At 41.0% G+C, this 23390-nt stretch carries 21 protein-coding genes; 13 read left to right on the plus strand and 8 right to left on the minus strand.

Annotated features, from left to right (window positions below):
* Positions 1-28: 28 nt before the first annotated feature.
* The 12 genes from NQ782_RS02640 (at position 29) to NQ782_RS02695 (ending at position 13162) form a co-directional block, all read left to right on the plus strand.
* Entirely contained in the window at positions 29-1177 is a 1149-nt protein-coding gene (locus tag NQ782_RS02640; RefSeq protein ID WP_086222375.1) for an acyl-CoA dehydrogenase family protein, read from the plus strand.
* A gap of 28 nt (positions 1178-1205) precedes the next feature.
* Complete coding sequence (locus NQ782_RS02645) at positions 1206-1565, plus strand: hypothetical protein (RefSeq protein ID WP_057093444.1); 360 nt, start codon at positions 1206-1208, stop codon at positions 1563-1565.
* A gap of 10 nt (positions 1566-1575) precedes the next feature.
* Positions 1576-2103, plus strand: coding sequence for a nuclear transport factor 2 family protein (locus tag NQ782_RS02650; RefSeq protein ID WP_000130499.1), 528 nt, complete (start codon positions 1576-1578; stop codon positions 2101-2103).
* A 29-nt stretch (positions 2104-2132) separates the two neighbouring features.
* Entirely contained in the window at positions 2133-3410 is a 1278-nt protein-coding gene (locus tag NQ782_RS02655) for a Rieske 2Fe-2S domain-containing protein (RefSeq protein WP_001084470.1), read from the plus strand.
* Positions 3411-3420: 10 nt separating this feature from the next.
* A complete protein-coding gene (locus tag NQ782_RS02660) occupies positions 3421-3906 on the plus strand; it encodes an aromatic-ring-hydroxylating dioxygenase subunit beta (RefSeq protein WP_001056937.1) in 486 nt (161 codons plus the stop codon).
* A gap of 10 nt (positions 3907-3916) precedes the next feature.
* Positions 3917-4654 (plus strand): SDR family NAD(P)-dependent oxidoreductase, encoded by a 738-nt coding sequence (locus NQ782_RS02665; RefSeq protein ID WP_000815905.1) that lies wholly within the window; start codon positions 3917-3919, stop codon positions 4652-4654.
* A 34-nt stretch (positions 4655-4688) separates the two neighbouring features.
* On the plus strand, positions 4689-5642 hold the full coding sequence (locus NQ782_RS02670; protein WP_017725312.1) for a PDR/VanB family oxidoreductase: 954 nt from the start codon (positions 4689-4691) through the stop codon (positions 5640-5642).
* 45 nt (positions 5643-5687) lie between these two features.
* Positions 5688-6644, plus strand: coding sequence for a p-hydroxyphenylacetate 3-hydroxylase reductase component (locus NQ782_RS02675; RefSeq protein WP_086231020.1), 957 nt, complete (start codon positions 5688-5690; stop codon positions 6642-6644).
* Positions 6645-6842: 198 nt separating this feature from the next.
* Positions 6843-7757: a transcriptional regulator FeaR gene (gene feaR, locus NQ782_RS02680; protein WP_057093446.1), complete on the plus strand. Its 915-nt coding sequence runs from the start codon at positions 6843-6845 to the stop codon at positions 7755-7757.
* 208 nt (positions 7758-7965) lie between these two features.
* Entirely contained in the window at positions 7966-10281 is a 2316-nt protein-coding gene (gene tynA / locus NQ782_RS02685) for a primary-amine oxidase (protein WP_086231021.1), read from the plus strand.
* A gap of 142 nt (positions 10282-10423) precedes the next feature.
* On the plus strand, positions 10424-11641 hold the full coding sequence (locus NQ782_RS02690) for a hypothetical protein (protein WP_086231024.1): 1218 nt from the start codon (positions 10424-10426) through the stop codon (positions 11639-11641).
* A 33-nt stretch (positions 11642-11674) separates the two neighbouring features.
* Positions 11675-13162: an NAD-dependent phenylacetaldehyde dehydrogenase gene (locus NQ782_RS02695; RefSeq protein WP_057093453.1), complete on the plus strand. Its 1488-nt coding sequence runs from the start codon at positions 11675-11677 to the stop codon at positions 13160-13162.
* A gap of 71 nt (positions 13163-13233) precedes the next feature.
* Here the strand turns inward: NQ782_RS02695 and NQ782_RS02700 are convergent, their stop codons facing one another.
* From NQ782_RS02700 to NQ782_RS02735, 8 genes are all read right to left on the minus strand, one after another.
* A complete protein-coding gene (locus NQ782_RS02700; RefSeq protein WP_057093454.1) occupies positions 13234-15696 on the minus strand; it encodes a penicillin acylase family protein in 2463 nt (820 codons plus the stop codon).
* Positions 15697-15956: 260 nt separating this feature from the next.
* Positions 15957-16736: a 3-oxoadipate enol-lactonase gene (gene pcaD / locus NQ782_RS02705; RefSeq protein ID WP_057093458.1), complete on the minus strand. Its 780-nt coding sequence runs from the start codon at positions 16734-16736 to the stop codon at positions 15957-15959.
* A 10-nt stretch (positions 16737-16746) separates the two neighbouring features.
* Positions 16747-17961, minus strand: a complete 1215-nt coding sequence (gene pcaF, locus NQ782_RS02710) for a 3-oxoadipyl-CoA thiolase (RefSeq protein WP_000786447.1) — start codon at positions 17959-17961, stop codon at positions 16747-16749.
* Positions 17962-18380: 419 nt separating this feature from the next.
* Positions 18381-19034, minus strand: coding sequence for a 3-oxoacid CoA-transferase subunit B (locus tag NQ782_RS02715; protein ID WP_000121755.1), 654 nt, complete (start codon positions 19032-19034; stop codon positions 18381-18383).
* Positions 19035-19052: 18 nt separating this feature from the next.
* Positions 19053-19724: a 3-oxoacid CoA-transferase subunit A gene (locus NQ782_RS02720; RefSeq protein ID WP_000566012.1), complete on the minus strand. Its 672-nt coding sequence runs from the start codon at positions 19722-19724 to the stop codon at positions 19053-19055.
* A gap of 134 nt (positions 19725-19858) precedes the next feature.
* On the minus strand, positions 19859-20779 hold the full coding sequence (gene catA / locus NQ782_RS02725) for a catechol 1,2-dioxygenase (protein ID WP_001081618.1): 921 nt from the start codon (positions 20777-20779) through the stop codon (positions 19859-19861).
* A 160-nt stretch (positions 20780-20939) separates the two neighbouring features.
* Positions 20940-21230, minus strand: a complete 291-nt coding sequence (gene catC / locus NQ782_RS02730) for a muconolactone Delta-isomerase (RefSeq protein ID WP_000897235.1) — start codon at positions 21228-21230, stop codon at positions 20940-20942.
* A 23-nt stretch (positions 21231-21253) separates the two neighbouring features.
* Positions 21254-22360 (minus strand): muconate/chloromuconate family cycloisomerase, encoded by a 1107-nt coding sequence (locus tag NQ782_RS02735; RefSeq protein ID WP_025467881.1) that lies wholly within the window; start codon positions 22358-22360, stop codon positions 21254-21256.
* 100 nt (positions 22361-22460) lie between these two features.
* On the opposite strand from NQ782_RS02735, the gene NQ782_RS02740 reads away from it, so the two are divergent.
* A complete protein-coding gene (locus NQ782_RS02740; RefSeq protein ID WP_000423293.1) occupies positions 22461-23375 on the plus strand; it encodes a LysR family transcriptional regulator in 915 nt (304 codons plus the stop codon).
* Positions 23376-23390 lie beyond the last annotated feature (15 nt).

Genomic DNA, 23390 nt, shown 5'->3' on the forward strand with positions numbered 1-23390 from the left:
GAGTTAGATGATGAATAAGTTGTCTAAAATGGAGTTTGCTTCTCAAGACAAAGCAGTTGATTTAGATGCTTTGTGCCAAGAAATTCGTGAGCGTGCCTGTGCAGGTGAGTTTGATAATCAGGCCTATGTGAGCCAAGACATTATCGAAAAACTTAAAAAAATTGGTGTTTACCGTGCCTTAGTGCCTAAACGTTTTGGTGGTGAAGAATGGTCACCGCGGCAGTTTTGTGAGTTGATCGAAACTTTATCTAAAGCTGATGGTTCAGTGGGTTGGGTAGCAAGTTTCGGTATGAGTCCTGCGTATTTAGGAAGTTTGCCGGAAGAAACGCTGAAAGAGTTGTACCAAAACGGGCCAGATGTCGTATTTGCCGGAGGTATTTTCCCGCCGCAGCCTGCCGAAATTACCGATGAAGGTGTGGTGGTGCGCGGACGTTGGAAATTTTCAAGCGGCTGTATGGGCGCTGACATTGTTGGTGTGGGAATTTCACCCCTTAAAAATAATGAAATGCAAGGTTTACCACGTATGGCAGTGATGCCTGCCAACAAAGCCAAAATTGAAATGACATGGGACACTGTTGGCCTAAAAGGTACCGGAAGCCATGATTTGGTGGTTGAAGATGTATTGGTCGAAAAGAAATGGACCTTTGTACGTGGCGAACCTTCAAAACTCAGCGAGCCATTTTTTAAATATCCATCACTGTCTTTAGCGACTCAAGTATTAACCGTGGTGGGTATTGGGGTTGCAGCTGCCGCATTAGAAGAATTTGAAAAATTAGCACCGGGTAAAGCATCTATTACGGGTGGGGCAGAAATTGCAAACCGCCCAGTGACTCAATATGAGTTTGCTCAAGCTGATGCAGAGTTTCAGGCGGCAAAGTCTTGGTTTTATCAAACCATGGATATTGTGTGGAATGAAATTATTGCTGGTCGTGAAGCAACTGCTGAACAAATTAGCGATATGCGTTTGGCATGTACACATGCAGCTCGCGTTTGCGCCAAAGTCACCCGAAAAATGCAAATGCTTGCGGGTATGACCGCGATTTATACCAACAATCCATTTAGCCGTTTTGTAAATGATACCAACGTGGTGACCCAGCATGCCTTTATGGGTGATGCAACTTTACAAAATGCAGGTTTAGTCAGTTTCGGGTTAAAGCCAACCCCAGGTTATCTATAAGTTTAAATTTTAAAAAAGGAATATTGAGATGGAAGCTAAAAAACCATTACGCGTGTTGTTTTGCATGGGTATTAACCAGAACTTTTTTGATGCAGAACCTGCTGAAGCAAAAGCGGTTTGGGCAGCATTTGGTGAAATGTGGAATGGCATTCATGACCTACCTGGTGTGCATGTTTTTGGGAATCTTGATGATGACCAAAGCATGGTGGGTGCAAGTACGGGCTGGCCTTGGACCACTTATTTGCTTGCAGATGTTCCGGATATTGAGACAGTACATGCAGCTTGTAACTTATTTAGAACGACCGTGGTAGGTAAAGGGCCATACAAACTTTGGAAATATTGCAAAGTTGAAGCTCGTGTTGGGCGTGAATTGATTATTCAACGTTAAGGCGACCGCAATGACTGACAAAGTGAATATTGCAGAAATCATAGAACGGCTAGAACAGTTGGAAGCACACAATGCTATTCGTAACTGCATAAACCGCTATATGGAAATCTGCGACGAGCTCAATGCAAATACAGATCTTTATGAGTTGATGAATCTTTTTGATCAAGACTGTATTTGGGAAGGTATTGGCGATAAATATTCCAAATCTTTTGGTCGTTATGATTCTTGGCAGTCGATTTATGACATGTTCAAACGCTATACACAAAAAGAATCTCACTTTGTCATGAATGCACACTTTGTGAATTCAGAACAAATTTATGTAAATCAAAATGATGCAAATGCTTCATGGCTGATGTTGCAAACTTCAACTTTTCAAGATGGCCGTAGTCACCTAAATGCAGCAAAGCTCAAGGTGAAGTTTCAGAAGCAAGCAGATGGAACCTGGAAAATTAAACATTTCCAAACACAGAATATTTTCAGTCGTCCGGTATCGCATTGGCAAAGTGAAGCCGAGTTGCCGGTACCTTCCCAGGAATGACCCAGGACATATTTAAAAGGACTATTGATATGAACAGTATTATCCCAACGCATAACATTGGCATTGATTACGATGCTTTAGTTAAAAGTGACCGTGCCCATACTTCTCTTTATAAAGATGAACGCATTTTTGATGAAGAAATGGAAAAAATCTTTTATAGCACTTGGGTGTGGGTTGCGCATGCCAGCGAAATTCCAGAAGGCGGAAGCTATAAAACGATTAATATCGGTAAACAACCTGTGGTTGTGGTGCGTGACCGTAAAAAGAAAGTCCATGTACTTTTAAACCGTTGTCGTCACCGTGCAGCAACCGTATGTGAACATAAAAAAGGAAAAACTAATAGTTTTGTATGTCCGTACCACGGTTGGAGTTATGCACTTGACGGTAGTTTACGTGGTGTGCCATCTCCGGAAAGCTACGGTGATTGTTTAGATAAATCAGAATTACCACTGGTGAGTCTACGGGTAGAAGAATATAACGGCATGATCTTCGCTTCATTTAAAGAAGACATTCAACCGCTTGAAGAGTTCCTTGGGCCAGCAAAAAAATGGATTGATCTGTTTATGAAACAAGGTGCGGGTTATCCAATTAAAGTGTTGGGTGAACATCGTTTCCGTTTCCCGGGTAACTGGAAAATCCAGCTTGAAAATACCACCGATGCATATCACTTCCCGCTGGTACACAAGTCATTCTTAAGTTCTGTAGATGAAAAAACCGAAGAACTCTTTAACTTCGAAAACCAGCCGGGCTTTGTTGAAGACTTAGGTAATGGTCACAGTGTCATGGTGATGATTCCTGAACTGGTCGATTTAGAAGAAGACTTAATGGAGCGACCAATTCAAGAGCGTTTCGAAGACTTGGCTCAAGCTTTGCGTGACGAAGGGCATGAAGAGTTAGAAGTACGCCGTATTGTTCGAGCAGTGGGTGGTTCTGGCTTTAACTTAAATTTATTTCCGAATATTGCATGCTCAATGGCGTTCTTCCGTGTGTTACAGCCAATTTCAGTTGCTGAAACAGAAATTCATCACTCGGTGATTACGATGGATGGCGGTCCACAAATTGCCAATCAATATCGTTTACGTTTGCATGAACATTTCCAAGGCCCATTTGGTTTTGGTACGCCAGATGACTCTGAGGCTTGGGAACGCGTGCAACACGGTGCCAATGCCGGTAATGATTTATGGATCATGCTCAACCGCGGTTTACCGGGTGAAGTCAAAACTGAAGATGGCTTAAAAAGTGATGTCAGTGCTGAAACAGGTATGCGTGCAGCATATCAGCAATGGAAAAAGATGATGACAGCTTAAGGAGAGAGCAATGAATATGAATCTGCAATTATTAAATGAAGTCACTGCTTTCATCTGGGCTGAAGCAGATATGTTAGACCACAGCGAGTACCGTGAATGGCTCAATTTATGGAATGAAAAAGGTGTTTATATCATTCCGATTGACCCGAACCTCACAGACTACGAAAACAACTTAAATTATGCCTATGACGATAATCATATGCGTAAGTTACGGGTAGAGCGTCTTGAAAATGGTGAGGCAATTTCTACGGCACCAAAGGCGAATACGGTACGCAGTATTTCGCGAGTACGAGTGATTCAAGATCAAGATGATGAAATCGTTTTACGCTGTGCTCAAAACCTACGTGAATTTCGTAAAGAAAACCTCAAGCATTACACGGCCGATATTACATACCATCTAACCCGTGATGCTGATACTGGTTTTAAGATTAACCGTAAAATCATTAACTTGGTTAACTCAACCGATACCTTGGCTGGTATTAGCTACATTCTTTAGGAGCGGTAACATGAAACAGGTTGTTTTAGTGACAGGTGCTGCTTCTGGACTCGGTAATGTGATTGCTGAATATTTTGCGAGCCAAGGACATCAAGTGATTTTGTCAGCCAGTACGCTTGAAAAAGCCGAAAATGCTAAGGCACAAAGTCAGTATGCCCAAAATATGTTTCCTTTAAAGCTGGATATTTCGGTCGAGGCAGATTTTCATGCAGCGGTGCAATGGATTGAAGAGAAATTTTCTAAACTTGATGTGTTAATTAACAATGCCACCGTCACCAAAGCAACGCCTGTATTAGAAATTACCGCAGCTGATTTTGATTGGGTGACCCAAGTTAACCAACGCGGCACCTTTCAGGCTTGTCAAATCATTGGTCAATACATGGCCAAAAAAGGTTATGGACGCATCATTAATATGGCGTCTTTAGCGGGACAAAACGGCGGTACTGCAACCGGTGCACACTACGCGGCAACCAAAGGCGCTATTGTGACATTAACCAAAATCTTTGCCAAAGAGTTTGCGGCAAAAGGTGTTACGGTCAATGCGATTGCACCGGGACCAATGGAGTCACCAATCGTTCATAGTGTGGTGCCAGACGAAAAAATGGAACAGTTCATCCAGAATATTCCGGTTAAAGCCTTAGGAAGTATGCATTTTATTGCTGAAACTTGTGGGTTGCTTGCGAGTCCAAATGCAAGTTTTGTGACTGGTGCAACATGGGATATTAACGGTGGTTTATTCATGCGTTAAGCCACAAGCTTAGGCATGAAAAGGGAGTTGAATCATGACTACACTTTATGATGTTGTCGTTAAAAATCGCCATGTGGAAGGTGGAAATATTGCAGTTATGGAGTTTGAATCTGCAACTTCTGCTGCATTACCAAAGGTTGAACCCGGTGCACATATTGATGTGCACTTACCGAATGGTATGGTGCGCCAATATTCGCTTTGCCAAAATCCAAATGACGAAGGAAAGTTCCGCCTTGGAATCTTACGTGACCCTGAATCACGTGGCGGCTCGATTTCTGCATTTGATGAAATTAAAGATGGGATGCAAATTCAGGTCAGTGAGCCAAAAAATTTATTCCCACTTTTAAAAGCCAAGCACAGTGTATTGATTGGCGGTGGAATCGGGATTACGCCATTAATTACGATGGCATATCAACTTGCACATGAAGGTGCATCATTTGAGCTTCACTACTGTGGTGCTAGCCCTGAAAAATGTGCTTTTGTTGATGAAATTAAAAATGGTGTGTTAGCACAATACACAACTTTCCATTTTAAATCTGAAGGCGCAAGCCACAGAGCATTTTTTGAATCTGCCATTAAAGATATTGATCCTGAAAGTCATATTTATACCTGTGGTCCAGTCGGTTTCATGGATTGGGTGATTAATCTCGCCACGACTCACGATTTTCCTGAGCAGCAAATCCACAAAGAGTATTTCCAAGTCGAAACAGACACGTCAGGAGATTCATTTGAGGTGGTGGCTGAGCGAACTGGAAAAATCATTATGGTCGAAGCTGGTGAAACCATTTTGCAGGCTTTGGCTAAAGAAGGCATCGAGATTGAGATGTCATGCGAGCAAGGCGTATGTGGAACCTGCATGTGCGATGTGATTGAAGGCGAACCAGATCACAGAGATGTTTATTTTACTGACGAAGAAAAGGCCAGCAATGAGCAAATATTAGTGTGCTGTTCACGCTCTAAAACACCGAGATTAGTTTTAGATATCTAATGCTCTCGCGATTTATATGGATGTAAGAGAAGGTTTAGGAGAAAGATGATGAATGTATTACAACAAATAGATGAGTTTACGGTCGATCCACTACAGTTTCGACGAGCATTAGGAAATTTTGCAACAGGCGTTACCATTGTTACTGCACAAAATGCACAAGGTGAGAAAGTCGGTGTAACCGCAAATAGTTTTAACTCGGTATCACTCGATCCACCACTTATTTTGTGGAGTATTGATAAAAAATCGTCAAGTTTTTCAGTATTTGAAGAAGCAACACATTTTGCAGTCAATATTTTATCAGGCACGCAAATTGAGCTGTCTAATAAGTTTTCGAGACGCAATATTGATAAATTTGCCGACACAAATTTTCAACTTGGCGCAGGACGTGCACCTATCTTAGAAAATTGTTCTGCGGTGTTTGAGTGCGAACGCTATCAGGTTATTGAAGGCGGTGATCACTGGATTATTATTGGTAAGGTGGTTCGTTTCCATGACCAAGGTCGAAGCCCATTGGTCTACCATCAAGGTGCATATTCTTGTGTCATGCCGCATCCGAGCCTTCAAGTTAAGCAAACTGAACAGAGCGGCGTAGACCAAACACATTATGGGCACTTGTATAATAATGTCTGCTTCTTAATGAGCCGTGCTTTCAAAGCTTATCAAACCGACTATATTCCAAAGCAAATGGCTTCGGGTTTTCGTACCAGTGAATCTCGTCTCTTGCTTGTTTTGGCAAGTGGTACTGCTTCTAGTAAAGAAGATTTACCGCGAGATATTGCTATGCCAATGCAAGAAGTTGAAAGGTCGGCTGAAATTCTAAAATTTGAAGGGTTATTGGTCGATCACGATAATTTGTACGCCCTGACCGAGAAAGGCAAACAAACGGCGCAGTATTTATTTGATATTGCCGATAGCCATCAAAATGAGGTGTTTAAAAAATATTCTGATGAGCAAAAGGATATTTTTATTACCATGCTGCGAGATTTTGCAGGAGTAGCATAAGCCCCATTAAGCTGATAAATTGATTTGATTTATCAGCTTCTTTACATATAGCTGACTATCATCAAAACAATTCCAAGGATAAGGAATTATTGGCACACAATTTGTTTATCAATAAAACATGATTGCAAATATGCCAAGACAGTGCACCACCACAAACATAAAATTTTGAGCGGTGGCACATGTATAGAGAGGTAAGGGATGAACCAATATGTAAGCGATGCATTACTCACATGGACGCACCATATTAAAAATGTGTGCGGCAATTTTGAAACCGATTTTGACGGAACTCGTAATTTATTCATTGGTGAAGTTCAGTGCTTTTTATTGGGTGATACCGAAATTGCTTTTATTAAAAATAATGCCAATAAAATTGTCCGAAAAGCCGATGAAATCGATCGAGTAAATAATCGGTTTTGTTTTTTGATTTTACAGTATTCGGGAAAAATGCTGCTCGAGTATAAGAATGAAACTCTCAGCCTAAATGAAGGCGATATTGTGTTGGTGGACCCGGTCGAAACAATTTCGATGTATCCGCAAGGTTTGGTAAGTCAGATTTCCGTACACCTGTCGCGTGAAAAATTACTTAAAGAAAATATTAGTACCGAATATTTTGGAAAACTGATTACTCAAAATATGAGTGGTTTTTTACTCAAGAATATTTTGAAAAATATGTCTGCTGAAAACATCAAACTTTGGTACGCAACCGAAGATGGTAACGCTTTTGAAGATGCGCTGATTGCCTTAATCAAACCCACAATTAATTATAAAAATGTTCATAGCTCCAATAACCTGATGGAAAAAGCCGAGCGTTTTATTATAGAGAACTTAGCAAAACCAGATTTAACACCTAAATTAATTGCAGAGCATATTGGGGTATCTCTACGTCATCTCTACCGTCTATTTCTTCAAGAAAATCTATCTATTAACAAATACATACAGCTCAAACGCCTAGAAAAAGTCAAAGCAGATTTGCTTGATAAAAGAAATAAACAAAGCTCAATTACCCAAGTTGCCTTGAAATGGGGTTTCTGGGACGGCGCTCATTTTTCAAAAATCTTTAAAAAGACTTATGGTATCTCCCCTAAAGAATTTAGAGAGGGTATGCCGGTTTAAATCTTTCATCTCTCAATGTCATTTTTAGACAAGTTCGACGTCATTCTTGAACAAGCTAGCCCTATGTAACTGTGTTGAAATTAAATTCATTAGAGCAGGTTAGATAAGCTTAATAAGCATAAAACTATTAAGTTGGTCTAATAAATTTCACTCACAGGAAGTGCGTTTTAACTGTCTGATTCAGATAGTTCAGGGATAGATGAAAAGGATGAAACCAATGCGTAAACAACGATTATTGAATGACATACAAAAAATACTGGCACTTAACTTATCAATCGCTGCAAGCTTTTGGGGACTCAATACTCAAGCGTTTGCGCATGGTGGCAAGGCCGACATGGTCTCACTTTATCAAAACATGAGTGAGCAAGGTGCTAAAGTTGTTAAAGATGACTTTACCAATACCTATACAATTACCAAAGGCTCTATGGTGGTTCGGGCCAAACCCAATTCAGATCAGGTTTTGGTGAATGGCAAACCTTTCAAACTCAGCGTGCCTTTATTAATTAAAGATGGTAAACCTGTTATTGGAAAAGATTTTTTTAATGAAGTATTCCAGTCTGGGTTAGATCAAACCTTTAAAATTGAAAATACGTTTCACCCGCTCAATAGCCTAAACTCTGACGAAATTAAAAAGACATTTGATGTGATTAACCGCTCGAAATATGCCTATAAAAATATGCGTTTTGCCGAGTTAAAGCTTAAAGAGCCTGAAAAAGCAAAAGTTTGGGATTACTTTATTAATCACAAAGAATTTAAAGAAGATCGTATTGCCTCATTTATTTTGTTAAAGGGGAGTCAAGCGATTGAAGGTGAAGTTAATCTTAATACTCAACAAGTCACAAAATGGAATGTGCTTAAAGACACTCATGGAATGGTGTTGCTCGATAATTTTGAAGCCGTACAACGTGTAATTGAAACGAGTAAAGAATATCAGGAAGCTTTACGCAAACGCGGCATTACTGATGTGAAGAAAGTGATTGCTACACCACTAACTGTTGGATATTTTGGCGGTAAAGATGGTCTGGACAAACAACTCAATATATTAAAAGTTGTTGCTTACCTTGATGTCGGTGATGGTAACTATTGGGCGCATCCAATTGAAAATTTAGTTGCTGTAGTCGATTTAGATAAAGAAAAAATTATCAAGATTGAAGAAGGCGCAATCATTCCTGTGCCAATGGCAAATCGACCTTATATGTCGAATAAGCCAGTAGCAAGTAAGCTAAAACCACTCAATATTACTGAACCTGAGGGCAAAAACTTTAGCATTACTGGCCAAACCATACATTGGGGGAACTGGTGTTTGCATGTGGCCTTAGATTCTCGTGTTGGCTTGCAGCTTTCAACCGTGACTTACAAAGATAAAGGCGTTAAGCGTAAAGTCATGTATGAAGGGAACTTGGGTGGAATGGTGGTTCCATATGGTGACCCTGATATTGGTTGGTACTTCAAATCTTATTTGGACTCTGGCGAATATGGTATGGGAACACTTACCTCATCTATTCTTCCGGGAACAGATGCACCCGACAACGCTGTTTTACTTGATGCCGTGATTGCAGACTACAAAGGCCAGCCACAAGTGATTCCAAATGCCATTGCTGTATTTGAACGTTATGCAGGACCTGAATATAAACATCACGAAATTTTTGGCAACCAGGATGCGAGTGAAGCTCGCCGTGAACTTGTCGTGCGCTGGATTAGTACGGTTGGAAACTACGATTACATGTTTGACTGGGTATTTTCCCAAAATGGTGTAATTGGAATTAATGCGGGTGCAACGGGTATTGAAGCTGTTAAAGGCGTTAAATCACGCACCATGCATGACAGTACCGCCAAAGAAGACACCAAATATGGAACTTTAATTGACCATAATATTGTGGGTACAACGCATCAGCACATCTATAACTTCCGCTTAGACATGGACGTAGATGGGGAAAATAACAGCTTTATGCATATGGACCCTGTAGTGAAAGCCAATGACAAAGGTGGTGTTCGTACAAGTTCAATGCAAATTGACAGTAAAGTCATTACCAATGAGCAAAATGCAGCTGAAAAATTTGATCCATCTACCATTCGCTTACTCACGAATTTCAACAAGGAAAATAAATTAGGTAATCCGGTTTCTTACCAGCTCATTCCTTTTGCAGGTGGAACACACCCTGTGGCGAAAGGAGCCAATTTTTCTAAAGATGAATGGTTATTTAAACGTTTGAACTTTATGGATAAGCAAATTTGGGTGACTCAGTACAATCCAGACGAACGCTATCCTGAAGGGAAATATTCAAACCGTTCAACTCATGATACAGGCTTAGGACAGTTCATTGGTAACAACGAAAATATTGAAAATAAAGACCTTGTGGTGTGGATGACAACAGGCACAACCCATGTGGCACGTGCTGAAGAATGGCCAATTATGCCGACAGAATGGGTTTATACCCTAATCAAACCTTGGAACTTCTTTGACAACACCCCGACTTTAAACTTGGGTGAAGACGAGCAAAACACACAGCACGACCATCATTAAACAGGTACATGATCTAGGATGGGTAACGAATAAGTTACCCATACATGAGCACGGTTAGGCCGTTCGCAAAAGGAATTTCTAAATGAAAAATTTATTTTCTCAGGTTATGAGAGGGACTATCTTTGTCTCATTTTTTTCAACTGTGCATGCTGGTGAGCTTGAAATTAAGCCAACTTTTGAAGCAACTTTTGGGGCTTTTAGTAGTGGTAAAAGCTATAACGGCGAAAACCTAGAGGATGAAAGAATCAATTGGCAAGAAGGTCATCTTAAATATGGTGCGAAGGGAAACTACACCTTTAAAAACAATCAGCTCTATGCAAGCCTAAGTGGTATTAGCTCGGCAACATTTGGTGATGGTGACGCCGGTCAAAATAGTAATGGCAAAGAACGTAAAACAGATGTGAATGAATGGATCATTGGTTTTAAAGACGGCACCAATAAAGATGAGTTAACGACCTATGATTTAAGTATTGGTCGACAAAATATCATGATTGGTGATGGGTTCTTTATTGCGGGTGATGCGTTAAACTTAGGTAAAGCGCCTGCGGACGGCACACTAGATCGGGGCGGAGCATATTATCTGGCAGCTCGTCGAAGCTTTGATTTTACAAGTTTGCTTCAATACAAACTGCAAGAGAATACAACGTTAAAGCTGGCATATTTAAAGTCAGACAATAAAGCACAATTTTCCCCCGAACTGTTTGTGACTGATCTGATGTATCAGCTTAAAGATAAAGGCGTTGGTTTCACTTACTTAAATGTATTGGATCTTGAAGATGCTGAACAGGTTTCAGGGCGCGAAGATCTTAAAAATTATGCTTTACGTTTAAATTATCAACCTTTACCAGAGCTACAAGTTAAAACTGAGTTTGTTGTACAAGATAAAAAAGTTGGCCACGAAAATGCTGGCTACTTAGCGCTGAACTATAATTTTTTATCTTCAAAATATACGCCCTCATTAGGCTATCGTTTTAGTCATTTTTCAGACCAATACGACCCTATGTTTTATGGAAATACAGTCGGCTTTGGTACATGGTTTCAGGGCGAAGTTGCCGGAAACTATGCTGGACCATTCAATAAAAATGCCGATATTCATCAACTTTCTTACATGATGAATTTGAAAGAAAATTTTATGTTGGGTACTTTGGTCTATAAGTTCAAAACAGTAAATAAGTCTTTAACTAATGTAGATGGACATGAGTTAGATGTCTTTTCAGTCTGGTCGGTTAATAAAAAATTCAATGTTATTCCTTTAGTTGGGCTCTATAAACCGAAACACGATATCCATAGTGGTGGTACACAAAACTACGATGACAAAACCAATGTCTATGCGCAGTTAATTTTGCAATACATCTATTAATAAATCCTTTTAAATGAATTGAGAGAAATAAAAATGAGTGAAGTTAAGATTTTACAAAGCGTACAGCAATTTATGGCACGTCAACATGGACATTTTATTGATGGAAAGTTAGTTGTTGCCGAGCTTTTAGATAAAGTGGATATAGTGAATCCATCTACTGAACAAGTGGTTGCTCAAATTAGTATTGGTAGTCAACAAGATGTCGAAAGCGCCGTCAAAAGTGCTGAACATGCTTTTCAAAATGCTTGGGCTGAAACAACACCGTATGAACGTGGCGTTAAACTAAATAAGTTGGCAGATTTAATTGAACAACATGGTGAAGAACTTGCACAGCTCGAGACGTTGTCTACCGGAAAACTCATTAATATTTCCCGCCATCTTGAAGTTGCACAATCCGTTATTTTCTTAAGATATTTTGCAGGGTGGGCAACCAAAATTAATGGTCAAACCATGCAACCGTCTATTCCGTCTGTGCAAGGAGAAAAATATACGGCCTTTACTTTAAGGCAACCAGTAGGTGTGGTTGCAGGGATTGTGCCTTGGAATTTTTCACTCATGATTGGCGTTTGGAAAATCGGTTCAGCTTTGACAACTGGCTGTACCATTGTGCTTAAACCAAGTGAGTTTGCCAGCTTATCTTTATTACGTTTAGCTGAACTTGCGATTGAGGCAGGTATTCCAGCGGGTGTAATTAATGTAGTGACAGGTAAGGGGGAGACAGGACAATATTTAATTGAGTCGCCGCTCGTTAAGAAAGTCTCGTTTACAGGTTCAGTACCAACAGGTATTGCCATCGGTAAACTTGCAATGAGTAGTGATTTAACTCGGGTAAGTCTAGAGTTAGGCGGTAAAAATGCAATAGCCGTTTTGGCCGATGCAAATATTGATGAGATTTTACCGACTTTGTTGCAAGCAACTTTTGTGCATCAAGGTCAAGTTTGCGCATCCCCAGAGCGGTTTTTTGTACATCGTACAAAATATGATGAACTAGTTGATAAACTCTCGAAAGCACTTTCGCAGTTTAAAATTGGATCGGCTATGGATGAAGGAAGTATGTTTGGTCCACTTTCTAACCAGCCGCATTTTCATAAAGTAAAACATTATTTAGATATGGCAAAAGCCAACAACCGGATTATTGCTGGTGGTGAGGCTCTAGATCAGACAGGGTATTTTGTGCAGCCGACTTTAATTTCCTTTAAAAATACGGATGATCCTTTATTTTCAGAGGAAACTTTTGGTCCAGTGGTCGGGGTAATGCCATTCGAAACTGATGAAGAACTTATTCAGCTTATGAATCAGTCGCGCTTTGGTTTAACCGCAAGTATCTGGACAAATGATTTGTCTAAAGTTTTGCGTTTAATTCCTAAGATTGAAGCAGGGACCTTATGGGTGAATATGCATACGTTCTTAGACCCATCAGTGCCATTTGGTGGGGTGAAAGCTTCAGGAATTGGTAGAGAATTCTCGGATGCATTTATCGAAGATTACACCGAATTAAAATCGGTGATGATTCGGTATTAAACTAATAAAGAGGTTTGTCATTTTATAAATAACAAACCTCAGTCTTTTAATATAAAAATTGGGCTAAAAAGTTAGTAGTTTAAAGTGATGCTTTGTTGAGTTGATTGGTCGATTTCTTTTTGACTCACCGCATCATCTTTACATTTATAACTTTCAAATAAAGAGAGCTGATCTGCAAAGTGGGCATCAGGTTTTCCATTTTGATTGATAAAACCACTTTGTCCTGGGGCCAAAATCGAACACATGGTGACTTGATTTGGATTTAAGACCACTCTAAAAGTAGCACTTCCCGTATTTCCATAGGTGCTAAGCTGTTGTTCATGTGATGGATCAGCCCAAGGAATGCCTACCGAATTTTTGCTGGAAAAGCCCATGGTTGCGACCGGAATTTTCCAGTCGTTCGGGTCGGTAGAGTGATATTGATTTGAAAGTTCAGTCAGCGCATTTTCTAAAGCTTTTAATACGACTTCATCTGCTGTTTGTCCTTTTAAGAAATCAACATTCTGAGGAACGCTTGCCTGTTTTCCTTGCAGTGCATTCCAGATTAATTTTGATGCACTCGCTGGCTGTGCACTTCGTGGATCATTATTTACCGGATAAAGCGTATCGGTATAACGCTTATAAATATTTTCTGAAAGGTTTGGTTTGAGTACCAGTTCAATCATTTGATTAAGCCATGTACGCGTAATTGCTGGTGCTGCACCTTGATAATATTTCGCCTCGCTATCAGGGCGTAATTTAAGATCCCAACTGGCAAGTAAGGGAGCGACTTTTTTAGCTAACGGTGTTGCCTTAGGACTTTGTGCAGCTTTGACCATATAAGGAACAAAATAACGCGCATTTAAATCAGACCATGCAGCCGTTTTATTAATTTCCCAAATTTCTTGCTGACTCAGTTTTGCTTTACTTTCTAAAGGTTCAATTAGTTCATTCACCCGATCTACATAAGAAAAGTTTGACGAATCTGAGCGTAAACCTGCATAGGCTTTGTTATTCCAGCTTGTGACATAACCTTTTTGCGGATTGTATTCTTTAGGGTTGTGTGAGAAGTTATAAAAACCTTGCCACTCCATTGAACCATCACCTTTAGCTGGAAGCTGAATATGCTGGTTTTCAGGGCGAATAGGTAAACGGCCTAAAGCAGCCACACCGATATTATCTTTAGTATCGGCATAGAACCAAGTGATAGAGGCCGCGACACGTTTGGCTTGAGCAAGAAACTCATCCCAATTTGAGGCTTTCGCTGCATTTGCCCATCCTAATAAGGTTTCAATTTCTACACCTTCCCAGCTACGTTTTTGTGCATAGGCCGTATGGTTATTTTCATCCCATGTACTGACAAAACCTTGTTTACTCTTATAAACATCTAAAACATGGTCGGCTTGATTCTTAACTTTTATTTTTACTTGCTTGTGTTCAAATGGAATATAAACCCCTTTATATAAATATTCTTTTGAATTACTTGGATTTAGGGTAAGTTGATAAACATCGTTAGTATCGAGTGAACCTACCGTCGAACCCCATGCGATTTTGCCATTAGTTCCAAATAAAATTGCAGGCAAGCCAACTGGAGTTATACCTGTCAAATTATAGCCAGCACCATGTAAACCAATAGCGTAGGTAATTGCTGGTGTATACCATCCTTGCTGTGGGCCATTATATAAAACTGCTTGGCCTTCAATAGTCTTATCACCTTTTAAGACCCATGCATTACTGGCGGTAGGTACACCATCTACCACACTTTTGCCTAAAGCAATGCGAGCTTGAGCTAAATAGGTTTTGGCTGCCTTGTTTGAAATAGGGCTAATGTCTTTAAGTATTTGTTGTTGATGTGCTAAAAGCTGAGTTTTTTGTGCAGATTGAATAATAGTTGGGGCACTTGGGTCATCTAGCCAACGTAATTGTTGATAGACTTTAAGGCCTTCTTCTTGACCTTTTTCTTTTTGCAGTTGCGTGAGTAAATCTAAATTTGTTACTTCCGAACTTGCTGAAAAGAAGCGATTTAAAATTAAGCCCACCCAAACCATAGCAATATCTTCTGGTTGCCATGTTGATGGTTTAAAATCATGATCTGTGAACTCTTTAGGCATAAGAGCTGGATCTGCTAAAACCTCTTTAACACGCTTATTAAAACCTGCGGCATAACCTTCAAAAATTGCTCGGTCTTCTGGTGAGAGCGCGGCGAGTTGTTGCTTAATATTTTCTGGGTCAAAACGACTATGTGTCGCAATATCATATTGAAGATAGTCGGGACCGAGCGCCTCGGCAACCGTACCTTGTCCTGTACGTTTTGACATTTCCATCTGGAATAATCGATCAGTCGCTACCGAATATCCATAGCCGTAAAAAAGTCCATAGGTATCATTTGCATATACATGTGGTGTACCGAATTTATCGCGCTTAATTGTGATCTGCTTTTGTGCCGGTGTGGGGTCTAAACTTGATGAGGAATTACAACCCGCTAAAAGCGCACCTAAAAGTAATGTTCCATATTTAATTAAAGGGCGTGTAGGGTGAGGCCGAGAGTTCAGCATAGATATGTTCAATTTAGATATCCTTACTTTCATTATGAATAGAAGTGAGCGATTTAAGAATCAACTTAGAGTCGCGTCACTGATGAACAAGCCCTGTTCATGAATTTAAAATACTGTTATTTATCCATGTAATTTTCCATTACATTTGAGGTATATATTTATACCTTCTCGAACAAGTTATTTAATTTTCTATTTTGAGAGAATAAAAAAGGCCGTTATAGGCCTTTTTTTGAAATGAATGAGTTTTATAGAAGACGAATTTAGCCCAATAAAAAATCTTTTAAGATTTTATTAAAAGCTTCTGGTTGCTCGACATTAGAAATATGAGAGGCATCTATTTCTTCAAGATGTGATTGCGGAATACGTTGCTGCATAAACTCGCCATCTGCAACTGTCGTTACAGGGTCTTGAGTTCCTGCAACCACCAATACAGGAATTTTGATGTCTTTTAATTGCTCACGGACATCCGCTTTAGCCAAAGCCTCACAACAATTGGCATAACCTATTGCGCTGCCAGCACTTAAGTCGTTACACAGGTTGTTGACAATTGAAGGATGACTTTGGATAAAGGGATCTGTAAACCATCTCGAAGCTGCTGTAGCTGCGATTGGTTGTAAACCTTGCTCACGTACTAATTTTGCACGGTCAAGCCATGCCTGTTCTTGTCCAATTTTAGCGGCAGTATTTGCCACAATGACATGACTAAAACGGTTAGGGTAGTGAATCGCCAGCCATTGACCTGTTAAACCGCCCATGGAAATACCACAAAAAGCAGCTTTGCTAATATTCAGATGATCCAGTAAACGGACAACATCTTCACCTAATTGCTCTACAGTATATGGACCGTCAGGCGTAGATGATGAACCATGACCACGAGTGTCATAGCAGATCACAAAAAATTGATCTTTTAACTCATTAAACTGTTTTTGCCACATACCATAATTGGTGCCCAAAGAATTGGAAAACACCAGAGCAGGGGAAGACTGTTCGCCAAAGGTCTGATAGTTAATTTGTGCATCGGCAGATTGAAAAGATGGCATTTGTTTCTCCTTAAAGTGCTTCAACACGTTCAATAATCAATGCGATGCCTTGCCCCACACCAATACACATTGAACACAAGGCATAACGGCCACCTGTTTGTTCAAGCTGGTTTAAAGCTGTAGTGACTAAGCGTGCACCTGATGCACCAAGTGGATGACCTAAAGCGATGGCACCACCGTTTGGATTCACCTTGTCAGAGTTGTCTGGTAAGCCTAAATCACGGGTCACTGCCAAAGCCTGTGCAGCAAAGGCTTCATTGAGCTCAATCACATCCATCTGCTCTAAAGTCAGGTTGGCTTGTTTAAGTAATTTTTTAATCGCTGGTGCCGGAGCAAAACCCATAATGCGTGGTTCTACACCTACGGCTGTTGAAGCAATGATCTTGGCACGCGGTTTTAAGTTGTATGCCTGAACTGCCTCATCAGAAGCAATCAGCAGAGCTGCCGCACCATCGTTAATACCTGAAGCATTACCCGCAGTGACTGTGCCATCTGCTTTTACAACAGGCTTAAGTTTGCTTAAAGCTTCAAGTGTGGTTGATGCACGAGGATGCTCATCGGTATCAATCACAATAGCATCACCCTTACGCTGAGGGATTTCAACTGCCACGATTTCTTTAGAAAAAAAGCCTTTGGCTTGCGCGCTTGCGGTGCGTTGTTGGCTCACCAAGGCAAACTGGTCCTGATCTGCACGATTGACGTTGAACTGTTCAGCGACGTTTTCGGCAGTCTGGGGCATGGTGTCTACACCATACAATTCTTTAAGTTTAGGGTTAATGAAACGCCAGCCCATGGTGGTGTCTTCAATCTTCTGGCTACGGCCAAAGGCACTGTCAGACTTACCCATCACATAAGGTGCACGGCTCATGCTTTCCACACCACCTGCGATCACCAGATTCGCTTCGCCGGCTTTAATGGCACGGGCAGCAATGGCAATGGCATCGAGTGATGAACCGCATAAACGGTTAATGGTGGTTGCAGGCACCTGATACGGTAAACCTGCAAGTAGTGCTGACATACGGCCAACATTACGGTTATCTTCACCGGCTTGGTTGGCACAGCCGTAGATCACATCATCGACCTGTTCCCAATCTACATTTGGGTTACGCTGCATGAGCGCTTTAATCGGCACAGCGCCAAGGTCATCGGCACGGACGGGTGCAAGGCCACCGGCGTAACGGCCGAATGGAGTACGGATGGCATCGATGATATAAGCGTTTTTCATTCTAACTTTTGTCCTTTACTTCAGGCCTTTTTAGCCATTCTCCGTAGGTATTTCACGGTGGCGACATGGATGTCGCCGTGTTGCTCAGCACAACAAGGAAGTTGTGTCTGAGTAACAAAGATTTTTGTTTACTTTTTTAAAAAAGTGACACGAATTAGCGAGTGGCATCTGGCTTAAACAGATAAGACTCCGTTGTGATACTTTATAAATTTTCATATCAACCAATAACATCACGGCCGTAATTTACTGTGATATCCATAGGTCTGTTGCATAAGCGATACCTTACTTTTGAAAGGTTAAAAGTAACAAAAACCTTTGTTGAACAGAGGAGGCTTCCTTGCCTCCCTGTCCAACGGGCGACATCCATGTCGCCTGTCACGATAGTGAACGCTGTGGAATAGGTCTTTGCTGTATAAACCTTACCCTTGAGTCGCATCAATCAAAGTTGCACCGGTTAAAGCCTGTAACTCATCAAAGCTAAGACCTTCAACTTTCTCAATCACCTTTAAACCATCTTTGGTCACATCAATTACACACAGGTCAGTGTAAATACGGTCAACACAGTGCTTACCCGTTACCGGATAGGTCAGCTCAGCCACAATCTTCGGCTCACCTTGTTTGGTGACGTGGTCTGTAGTGATAAATACTTTCTTGGCACCAACCGCCAAATCCATCGCACCACCAACAGCAGGAATCGCATCCGGCGCACCCGTGTGCCAGTTCGCTAAGTCACCATTCGCTGCCACCTGAAATGCCCCAAGCACCGCAATATCAAGGTGACCACCACGCATCATCGCAAATGAATCGCCATGGTGGAAAAAGCTGCCGCCTTCAAGCATGGTCACAAACTCTTTACCCGCATTAATCAGTTCAGGGTCTTCTTCACCTGCCGCTGGTGGTGGGCCAAAAGCCAACAGGCCATTTTCAGAATGTAGGAAGACATCTTTATCGGCAGGTAAGTAGCTGGCAATCTTGGTTGGTAAACCAATACCCAAGTTCACATAGGCACCATCTGGAATATCTTGTGCCACACGTTTTGCAATCTGGTCACGGCTGAGTTTCTGGTAGCTCATGTTATTTCTCCTTATTGCTTACTGTGCGGGCTGTACTTGTACAACATGCTGTACAAAGATACCTGGAGTAATGATGTGTTCCGGGTCTAATCCACCCAGTTCAACCACTTCAGAAACCTGGGCAATGGTGACATCAGCAGCCATGGCCATGATCGGGCCAAAGTTACGTGCAGATTTACGGTAAACCAGATTGCCCCAGCGGTCGCCCTTGTAAGCTTTAATCAGGGCAAAGTCAGCCTTGATCGGATACTCAAGCACGTAATCTTTACCATCAATATGACGGGTTTCTTTGCCTTCAGCTAAAAGTGTTCCAAAGCCAGTAGGTGTAAACACCGCCCCAAGCCCCATACCTGCTGCCTGAATACGGCACGCCAGATTGCCTTGCGGTACCAGTTCAAGCTCAACCTTTCCGGCACGGTACAGTTCATCAAATACATAAGAGTCAGACTGACGTGGGAAAGAGCAAATCACTTTTTTAATTGAACCGGCTTTGAGCAGCTTAGCGAGACCATAATCCCCATTACCGGCATTGTTGCTCACAATGGTCAGGTCCTTAACGCCAAGTTCAATCAGACCGTCAATGAGTTCAGCGGGTTGTCCTGCGGTACCAAAACCACCAATCAGAATGGTTGCACCATCTTTAATTTGCGATAAAACCTCGCTTAGTGAGGACTTACTTTTGTCAATCATGTGAGAAACCTTAGAGCATGAGGTAACGTGATGTATTACTACCGCTAAAAATTTATTGAAATTCTTAATGGTAGTAATAAATGGAGTAAATTTTGTGAGTCAAAAGCGAACTTTTAACTCACATACACTTTCAATTAAGCACTAGCGCGACGGCGTTCAACTTCAGTTGAAGGAGCAGCAGCGGCTTCTTTAACCAATTCAATGTTAAATGTGATGTGTTTGAAAGCGTGATCTAAACCACGGCGTTGAATTTCAGCAGGGTCTGTGACATCTACTGCTGTTGCCACTAAACCGTCACGAGTAGCGAAAGCAAAGTCATCCCATAAATACTCATCACCCTCAATGTTGAATTGAGTAGTCAGCTTGCGGTAACCCGGTGCAGAAACGAAGTAGTGAACGTGAGATGGACGGTTACCATGACGGCCTAACTTGTTAAGAAGAGCCTGAGTTGTACCTTCAGGAGGGCATCCATAACCAACTGGCATAGTGGTTAACGCTACATATTTACCATCTGCATCGGTGAAAATGGTACGGCGTAAGTTAAAGTCAGATTGTGACTTATCAAAGAATGAATAGTTACCTAAACTGTTGGCATGCCATACTTCAACTTTGGCATTTTCAATAATATTGCCATCAGTGTCGGTTACCGTACCTTCAATAATTAAGGTATCGATTTTGCCAGTCTCAGTTCCGTCATCCATACGTGCAAAGCCAACTGATTCAGGTGCGCCAGCAACATAAAGTGGACCTTCGATAGTACGAGGTGTACCGCCTGTAATACCAGCTTTGGCATCTGCTTCATCTGCACGTAAGTCAAGGTAATGTTCAAGACCTAAGCCTGCTGCCAAAAGACCAAGTTCATTTGCTTGACCTGCATCGGTAAAATATTCCAAACCTTTCCAAACTTCAGAAGGCTGGATGTCTAAATCTTCGATGGCTTGAAATAAATCCCCAAGAAGGCGCACTACAATTTGTTGAACACGTGCATCAACTTCGCCTTTTGCAGTGTCGACATTCATTTGTTTTACAAGCGCATCAATTTGTTGACGGTTCATACTAAAACTCCTTAAGTATGCAATACGGTTTTGGGTGGCAGCGCTGCGGGCATTTTGTTTTGCTAGCGAATAAGTGCCGCCACGTTCCTTGTTACCTTCTGAATAATCTGCTTGGTTTTTAAATGGACTTCAGAGATCACATTTAAAAAATTCTTTCTATTTACGAATCATCATCACGGACAGAAGATGGATGACGGTTAAGTGCCATCACTTCAATGTCCATATATGGATAGAGAGGTAAACCTTGTAAAATGTTGTGCAATTCTTCATTGCTCTCTACATCAAAAATACTGATGTTCGAGTACTGACCTGTAATTCGCCAGATATGACGCCATTTACCTTGGCGTTGTAAGTCTTGCGAATAAGCCTTTTCAACGGCCTTAATTTCATTTGCTTTGTCGGCTGGCATATCAAGTGGAATATGCACATCCATACGTACATGAAATAACATGGGAAACTCCTTATCCTGTTGCCTTAACGACGTAATTTCTCAATCTTATCTTCATCAATTTCAATGCCTAGGCCCGGAGCTGTCGGCAAATGCAATTCAAAGTTTTCGTAACGTAGCGGCTCTTTTAAAATTTCTTCGGTAAGTAATAACGGACCAAATAATTCAGTGCCGAACGCTAACGTTTCAAAAGTTGCAAATACATGGGCCGATGCAATACTTCCTACAGGACCTTCAAGCATAGTGCCGCCATATAGATCGATACCAGCCAAACCAGCAATTTTGCCAACTTCACATGCTTCAATCAGACCACCAGATTGTTCAATTTTTACGGCAAATACATCTGCACCATGATTTTTTGCAATACGGTACGCGCTGTCAGGTCCAGTTAAAGCCTCATCAGCCATAATGGCTACATCAAAACGTTGGGTGAGGCGAGCAAGTGCTTCGGTATTTTGAATTGCACATGGCTGTTCGATTAAATCGATTCCACCATCTTGGAGCTGTTGAATACCATGAATACACTCAAGTTCTGACCATGCACGGTTTACATCTACACGTACACTAACATCAGCACCTAATGCTTTTTTAATAGCAATCACATGGTCAACATCTTGCTGTAAAGGATGTGCACCAATTTTAAGTTTGAACGTGTTGTGGCGCTTTAGCTCAATCATTTTGCGAGCTTCAGCAATATCTTTTTCTGTGTCACCAGACGCAAGCGTCCAAAGCACAGGTAAACTATTACGCAGACGTCCACCTAAAACTTCGCTTAATGGCACACCTAAACGTTTGGCCTGAATATCAAGTAGGGCAGTCTGAATGGCACACTTAGCAAAGCGGTTACCATTAATATTTTTACGAATCAGTTTTAGTGTTTGTGCAACATTTAAATCTTTAACTGATGTCAGTAATGGTGCAAAGTAGGTATCAATATTGGCTTTGACACTCTCAGGACTTTCTTCACCATAGTTCAGCCCACCAATGGTGGTGGCTTCACCCCAACCGACAATACCATCCGTGGTCGTAATTTTAACGAGTACCAAAGTCTGGGTACGCATAGTAGTCACAGACAACTGGTGAGGACGGATAGTTGGAATATCCACAAGTATGGTTTCTATGGTTCTATACATGAAGTTTCAACTATTACGAACTTGTTTGTATACCATAGAAGAATGTAATAGCCTAAAATAGATATAGAACGGTATTTTAAGATACTAAAAAGGTATATTAATGGAATTAAGACATCTACGTTATTTTGTTACCGTTGTTGAAGAACAGAGTCTGACGAAAGCCGCAGAAAAGCTTTTTATTGCTCAGCCACCTTTAACACGCCAAATCAAAAAACTAGAAGAAGAATTAGGGATCGATTTATTCGAAAAAGGCTCTCGTCCGTTAAAAGTAACGGAAGCAGGGCTGTTTTTTTACCAGCATGCGGTGCAAATTTTGACGCACACCGCTCAAGCTGCTTCGATGGCTAAAAAAATGAAGCTGGTCGAGAACGTTGTTAAAGTTGGTTATGTGAGTTCGCTTCTTTATGGGCGATTACCACAAGTCATTTATCTATTTAGGCAAAAAAATCCTGACATTCATGTCGAGCTTATTGAATGTGGTACACGAGATCAGGTTGAAGCTTTAAAGTTAGGAAAAATTGATTTAGGTTTTGGTCGATTACCAATTAGTGATCCAGCCATTAAGCGACTTTTACTCAGAAAAGAAAAATTAAAACTCGCAATCCATAAAAAACACCCATTAAGTGATTTCCAAGAGTCAGGAATTTATTTATCTCAAATTATCAATGAGACGATTTTTTCTTATCCAACCACACCTAAACCAAATTTTTCGACCACTATTCAAGCTTTATTTACCAAATTAGGTCTTGTTCCGGCCAAGCTGACTGAAGTACGAGAAATTCATATGGCACTTGGCTTAGTGGCATCCGGAGAGGGTATTTGTATTATTCCGGAAAGCGCCTGCGACATTGGAATGAAGAATCTAACTTATTTAAATATCTTAGACTTAGAAGCCTATAGTCCCATCTCTCTATCCATGCGCAACATGGACCAAAGTTCCTATATTCCTAAAATCTTAGATTGTATTGAAGAGATCTATAGCGAAGAAGAAGTATCCAGAAATTTGAATTTATAAATTTTTAATACGCTT

Origin of the sequence: Acinetobacter sp. BD54 (assembly GCF_044778325.1) — a bacterium.
Taxonomy (GTDB): Bacteria; Pseudomonadota; Gammaproteobacteria; order Pseudomonadales; family Moraxellaceae; genus Acinetobacter; species Acinetobacter baumannii.

Excerpts from the sequence above, each read along its gene's own strand:
- NQ782_RS02660 (WP_001056937.1), top strand. The coding sequence starts at position 3,421 with ATGAATATGAATCTGCAATTATTAAATGAAGTCACTGCTTTCATCTGG.
- tynA (WP_086231021.1), top strand. The coding sequence starts at position 7,966 with ATGAAACCAATGCGTAAACAACGATTATTGAATGACATACAAAAAATA.
- catC (WP_000897235.1), bottom strand. The coding sequence starts at position 21,230 with ATGTTATTTCATGTACGTATGGATGTGCATATTCCACTTGATATGCCA.
- pcaF (WP_000786447.1), bottom strand. The coding sequence starts at position 17,961 with ATGAAAAACGCTTATATCATCGATGCCATCCGTACTCCATTCGGCCGT.
- NQ782_RS02665 (WP_000815905.1), top strand. The coding sequence starts at position 3,917 with ATGAAACAGGTTGTTTTAGTGACAGGTGCTGCTTCTGGACTCGGTAAT.
- NQ782_RS02720 (WP_000566012.1), bottom strand. The coding sequence starts at position 19,724 with ATGATTGACAAAAGTAAGTCCTCACTAAGCGAGGTTTTATCGCAAATT.
- NQ782_RS02650 (WP_000130499.1), top strand. The coding sequence starts at position 1,576 with ATGACTGACAAAGTGAATATTGCAGAAATCATAGAACGGCTAGAACAG.
- NQ782_RS02715 (WP_000121755.1), bottom strand. The coding sequence starts at position 19,034 with ATGAGCTACCAGAAACTCAGCCGTGACCAGATTGCAAAACGTGTGGCA.
- NQ782_RS02675 (WP_086231020.1), top strand. The coding sequence starts at position 5,688 with ATGATGAATGTATTACAACAAATAGATGAGTTTACGGTCGATCCACTA.
- pcaD (WP_057093458.1), bottom strand. The coding sequence starts at position 16,736 with ATGCCATCTTTTCAATCTGCCGATGCACAAATTAACTATCAGACCTTT.
- NQ782_RS02640 (WP_086222375.1), top strand. The coding sequence starts at position 29 with ATGGAGTTTGCTTCTCAAGACAAAGCAGTTGATTTAGATGCTTTGTGC.
- NQ782_RS02655 (WP_001084470.1), top strand. The coding sequence starts at position 2,133 with ATGAACAGTATTATCCCAACGCATAACATTGGCATTGATTACGATGCT.
- NQ782_RS02740 (WP_000423293.1), top strand. The coding sequence starts at position 22,461 with ATGGAATTAAGACATCTACGTTATTTTGTTACCGTTGTTGAAGAACAG.
- catA (WP_001081618.1), bottom strand. The coding sequence starts at position 20,779 with ATGAACCGTCAACAAATTGATGCGCTTGTAAAACAAATGAATGTCGAC.
- NQ782_RS02695 (WP_057093453.1), top strand. The coding sequence starts at position 11,675 with ATGAGTGAAGTTAAGATTTTACAAAGCGTACAGCAATTTATGGCACGT.
- NQ782_RS02670 (WP_017725312.1), top strand. The coding sequence starts at position 4,689 with ATGACTACACTTTATGATGTTGTCGTTAAAAATCGCCATGTGGAAGGT.
- NQ782_RS02700 (WP_057093454.1), bottom strand. The coding sequence starts at position 15,696 with ATGCTGAACTCTCGGCCTCACCCTACACGCCCTTTAATTAAATATGGA.
- NQ782_RS02645 (WP_057093444.1), top strand. The coding sequence starts at position 1,206 with ATGGAAGCTAAAAAACCATTACGCGTGTTGTTTTGCATGGGTATTAAC.
- feaR (WP_057093446.1), top strand. The coding sequence starts at position 6,843 with ATGAACCAATATGTAAGCGATGCATTACTCACATGGACGCACCATATT.
- NQ782_RS02735 (WP_025467881.1), bottom strand. The coding sequence starts at position 22,360 with ATGTATAGAACCATAGAAACCATACTTGTGGATATTCCAACTATCCGT.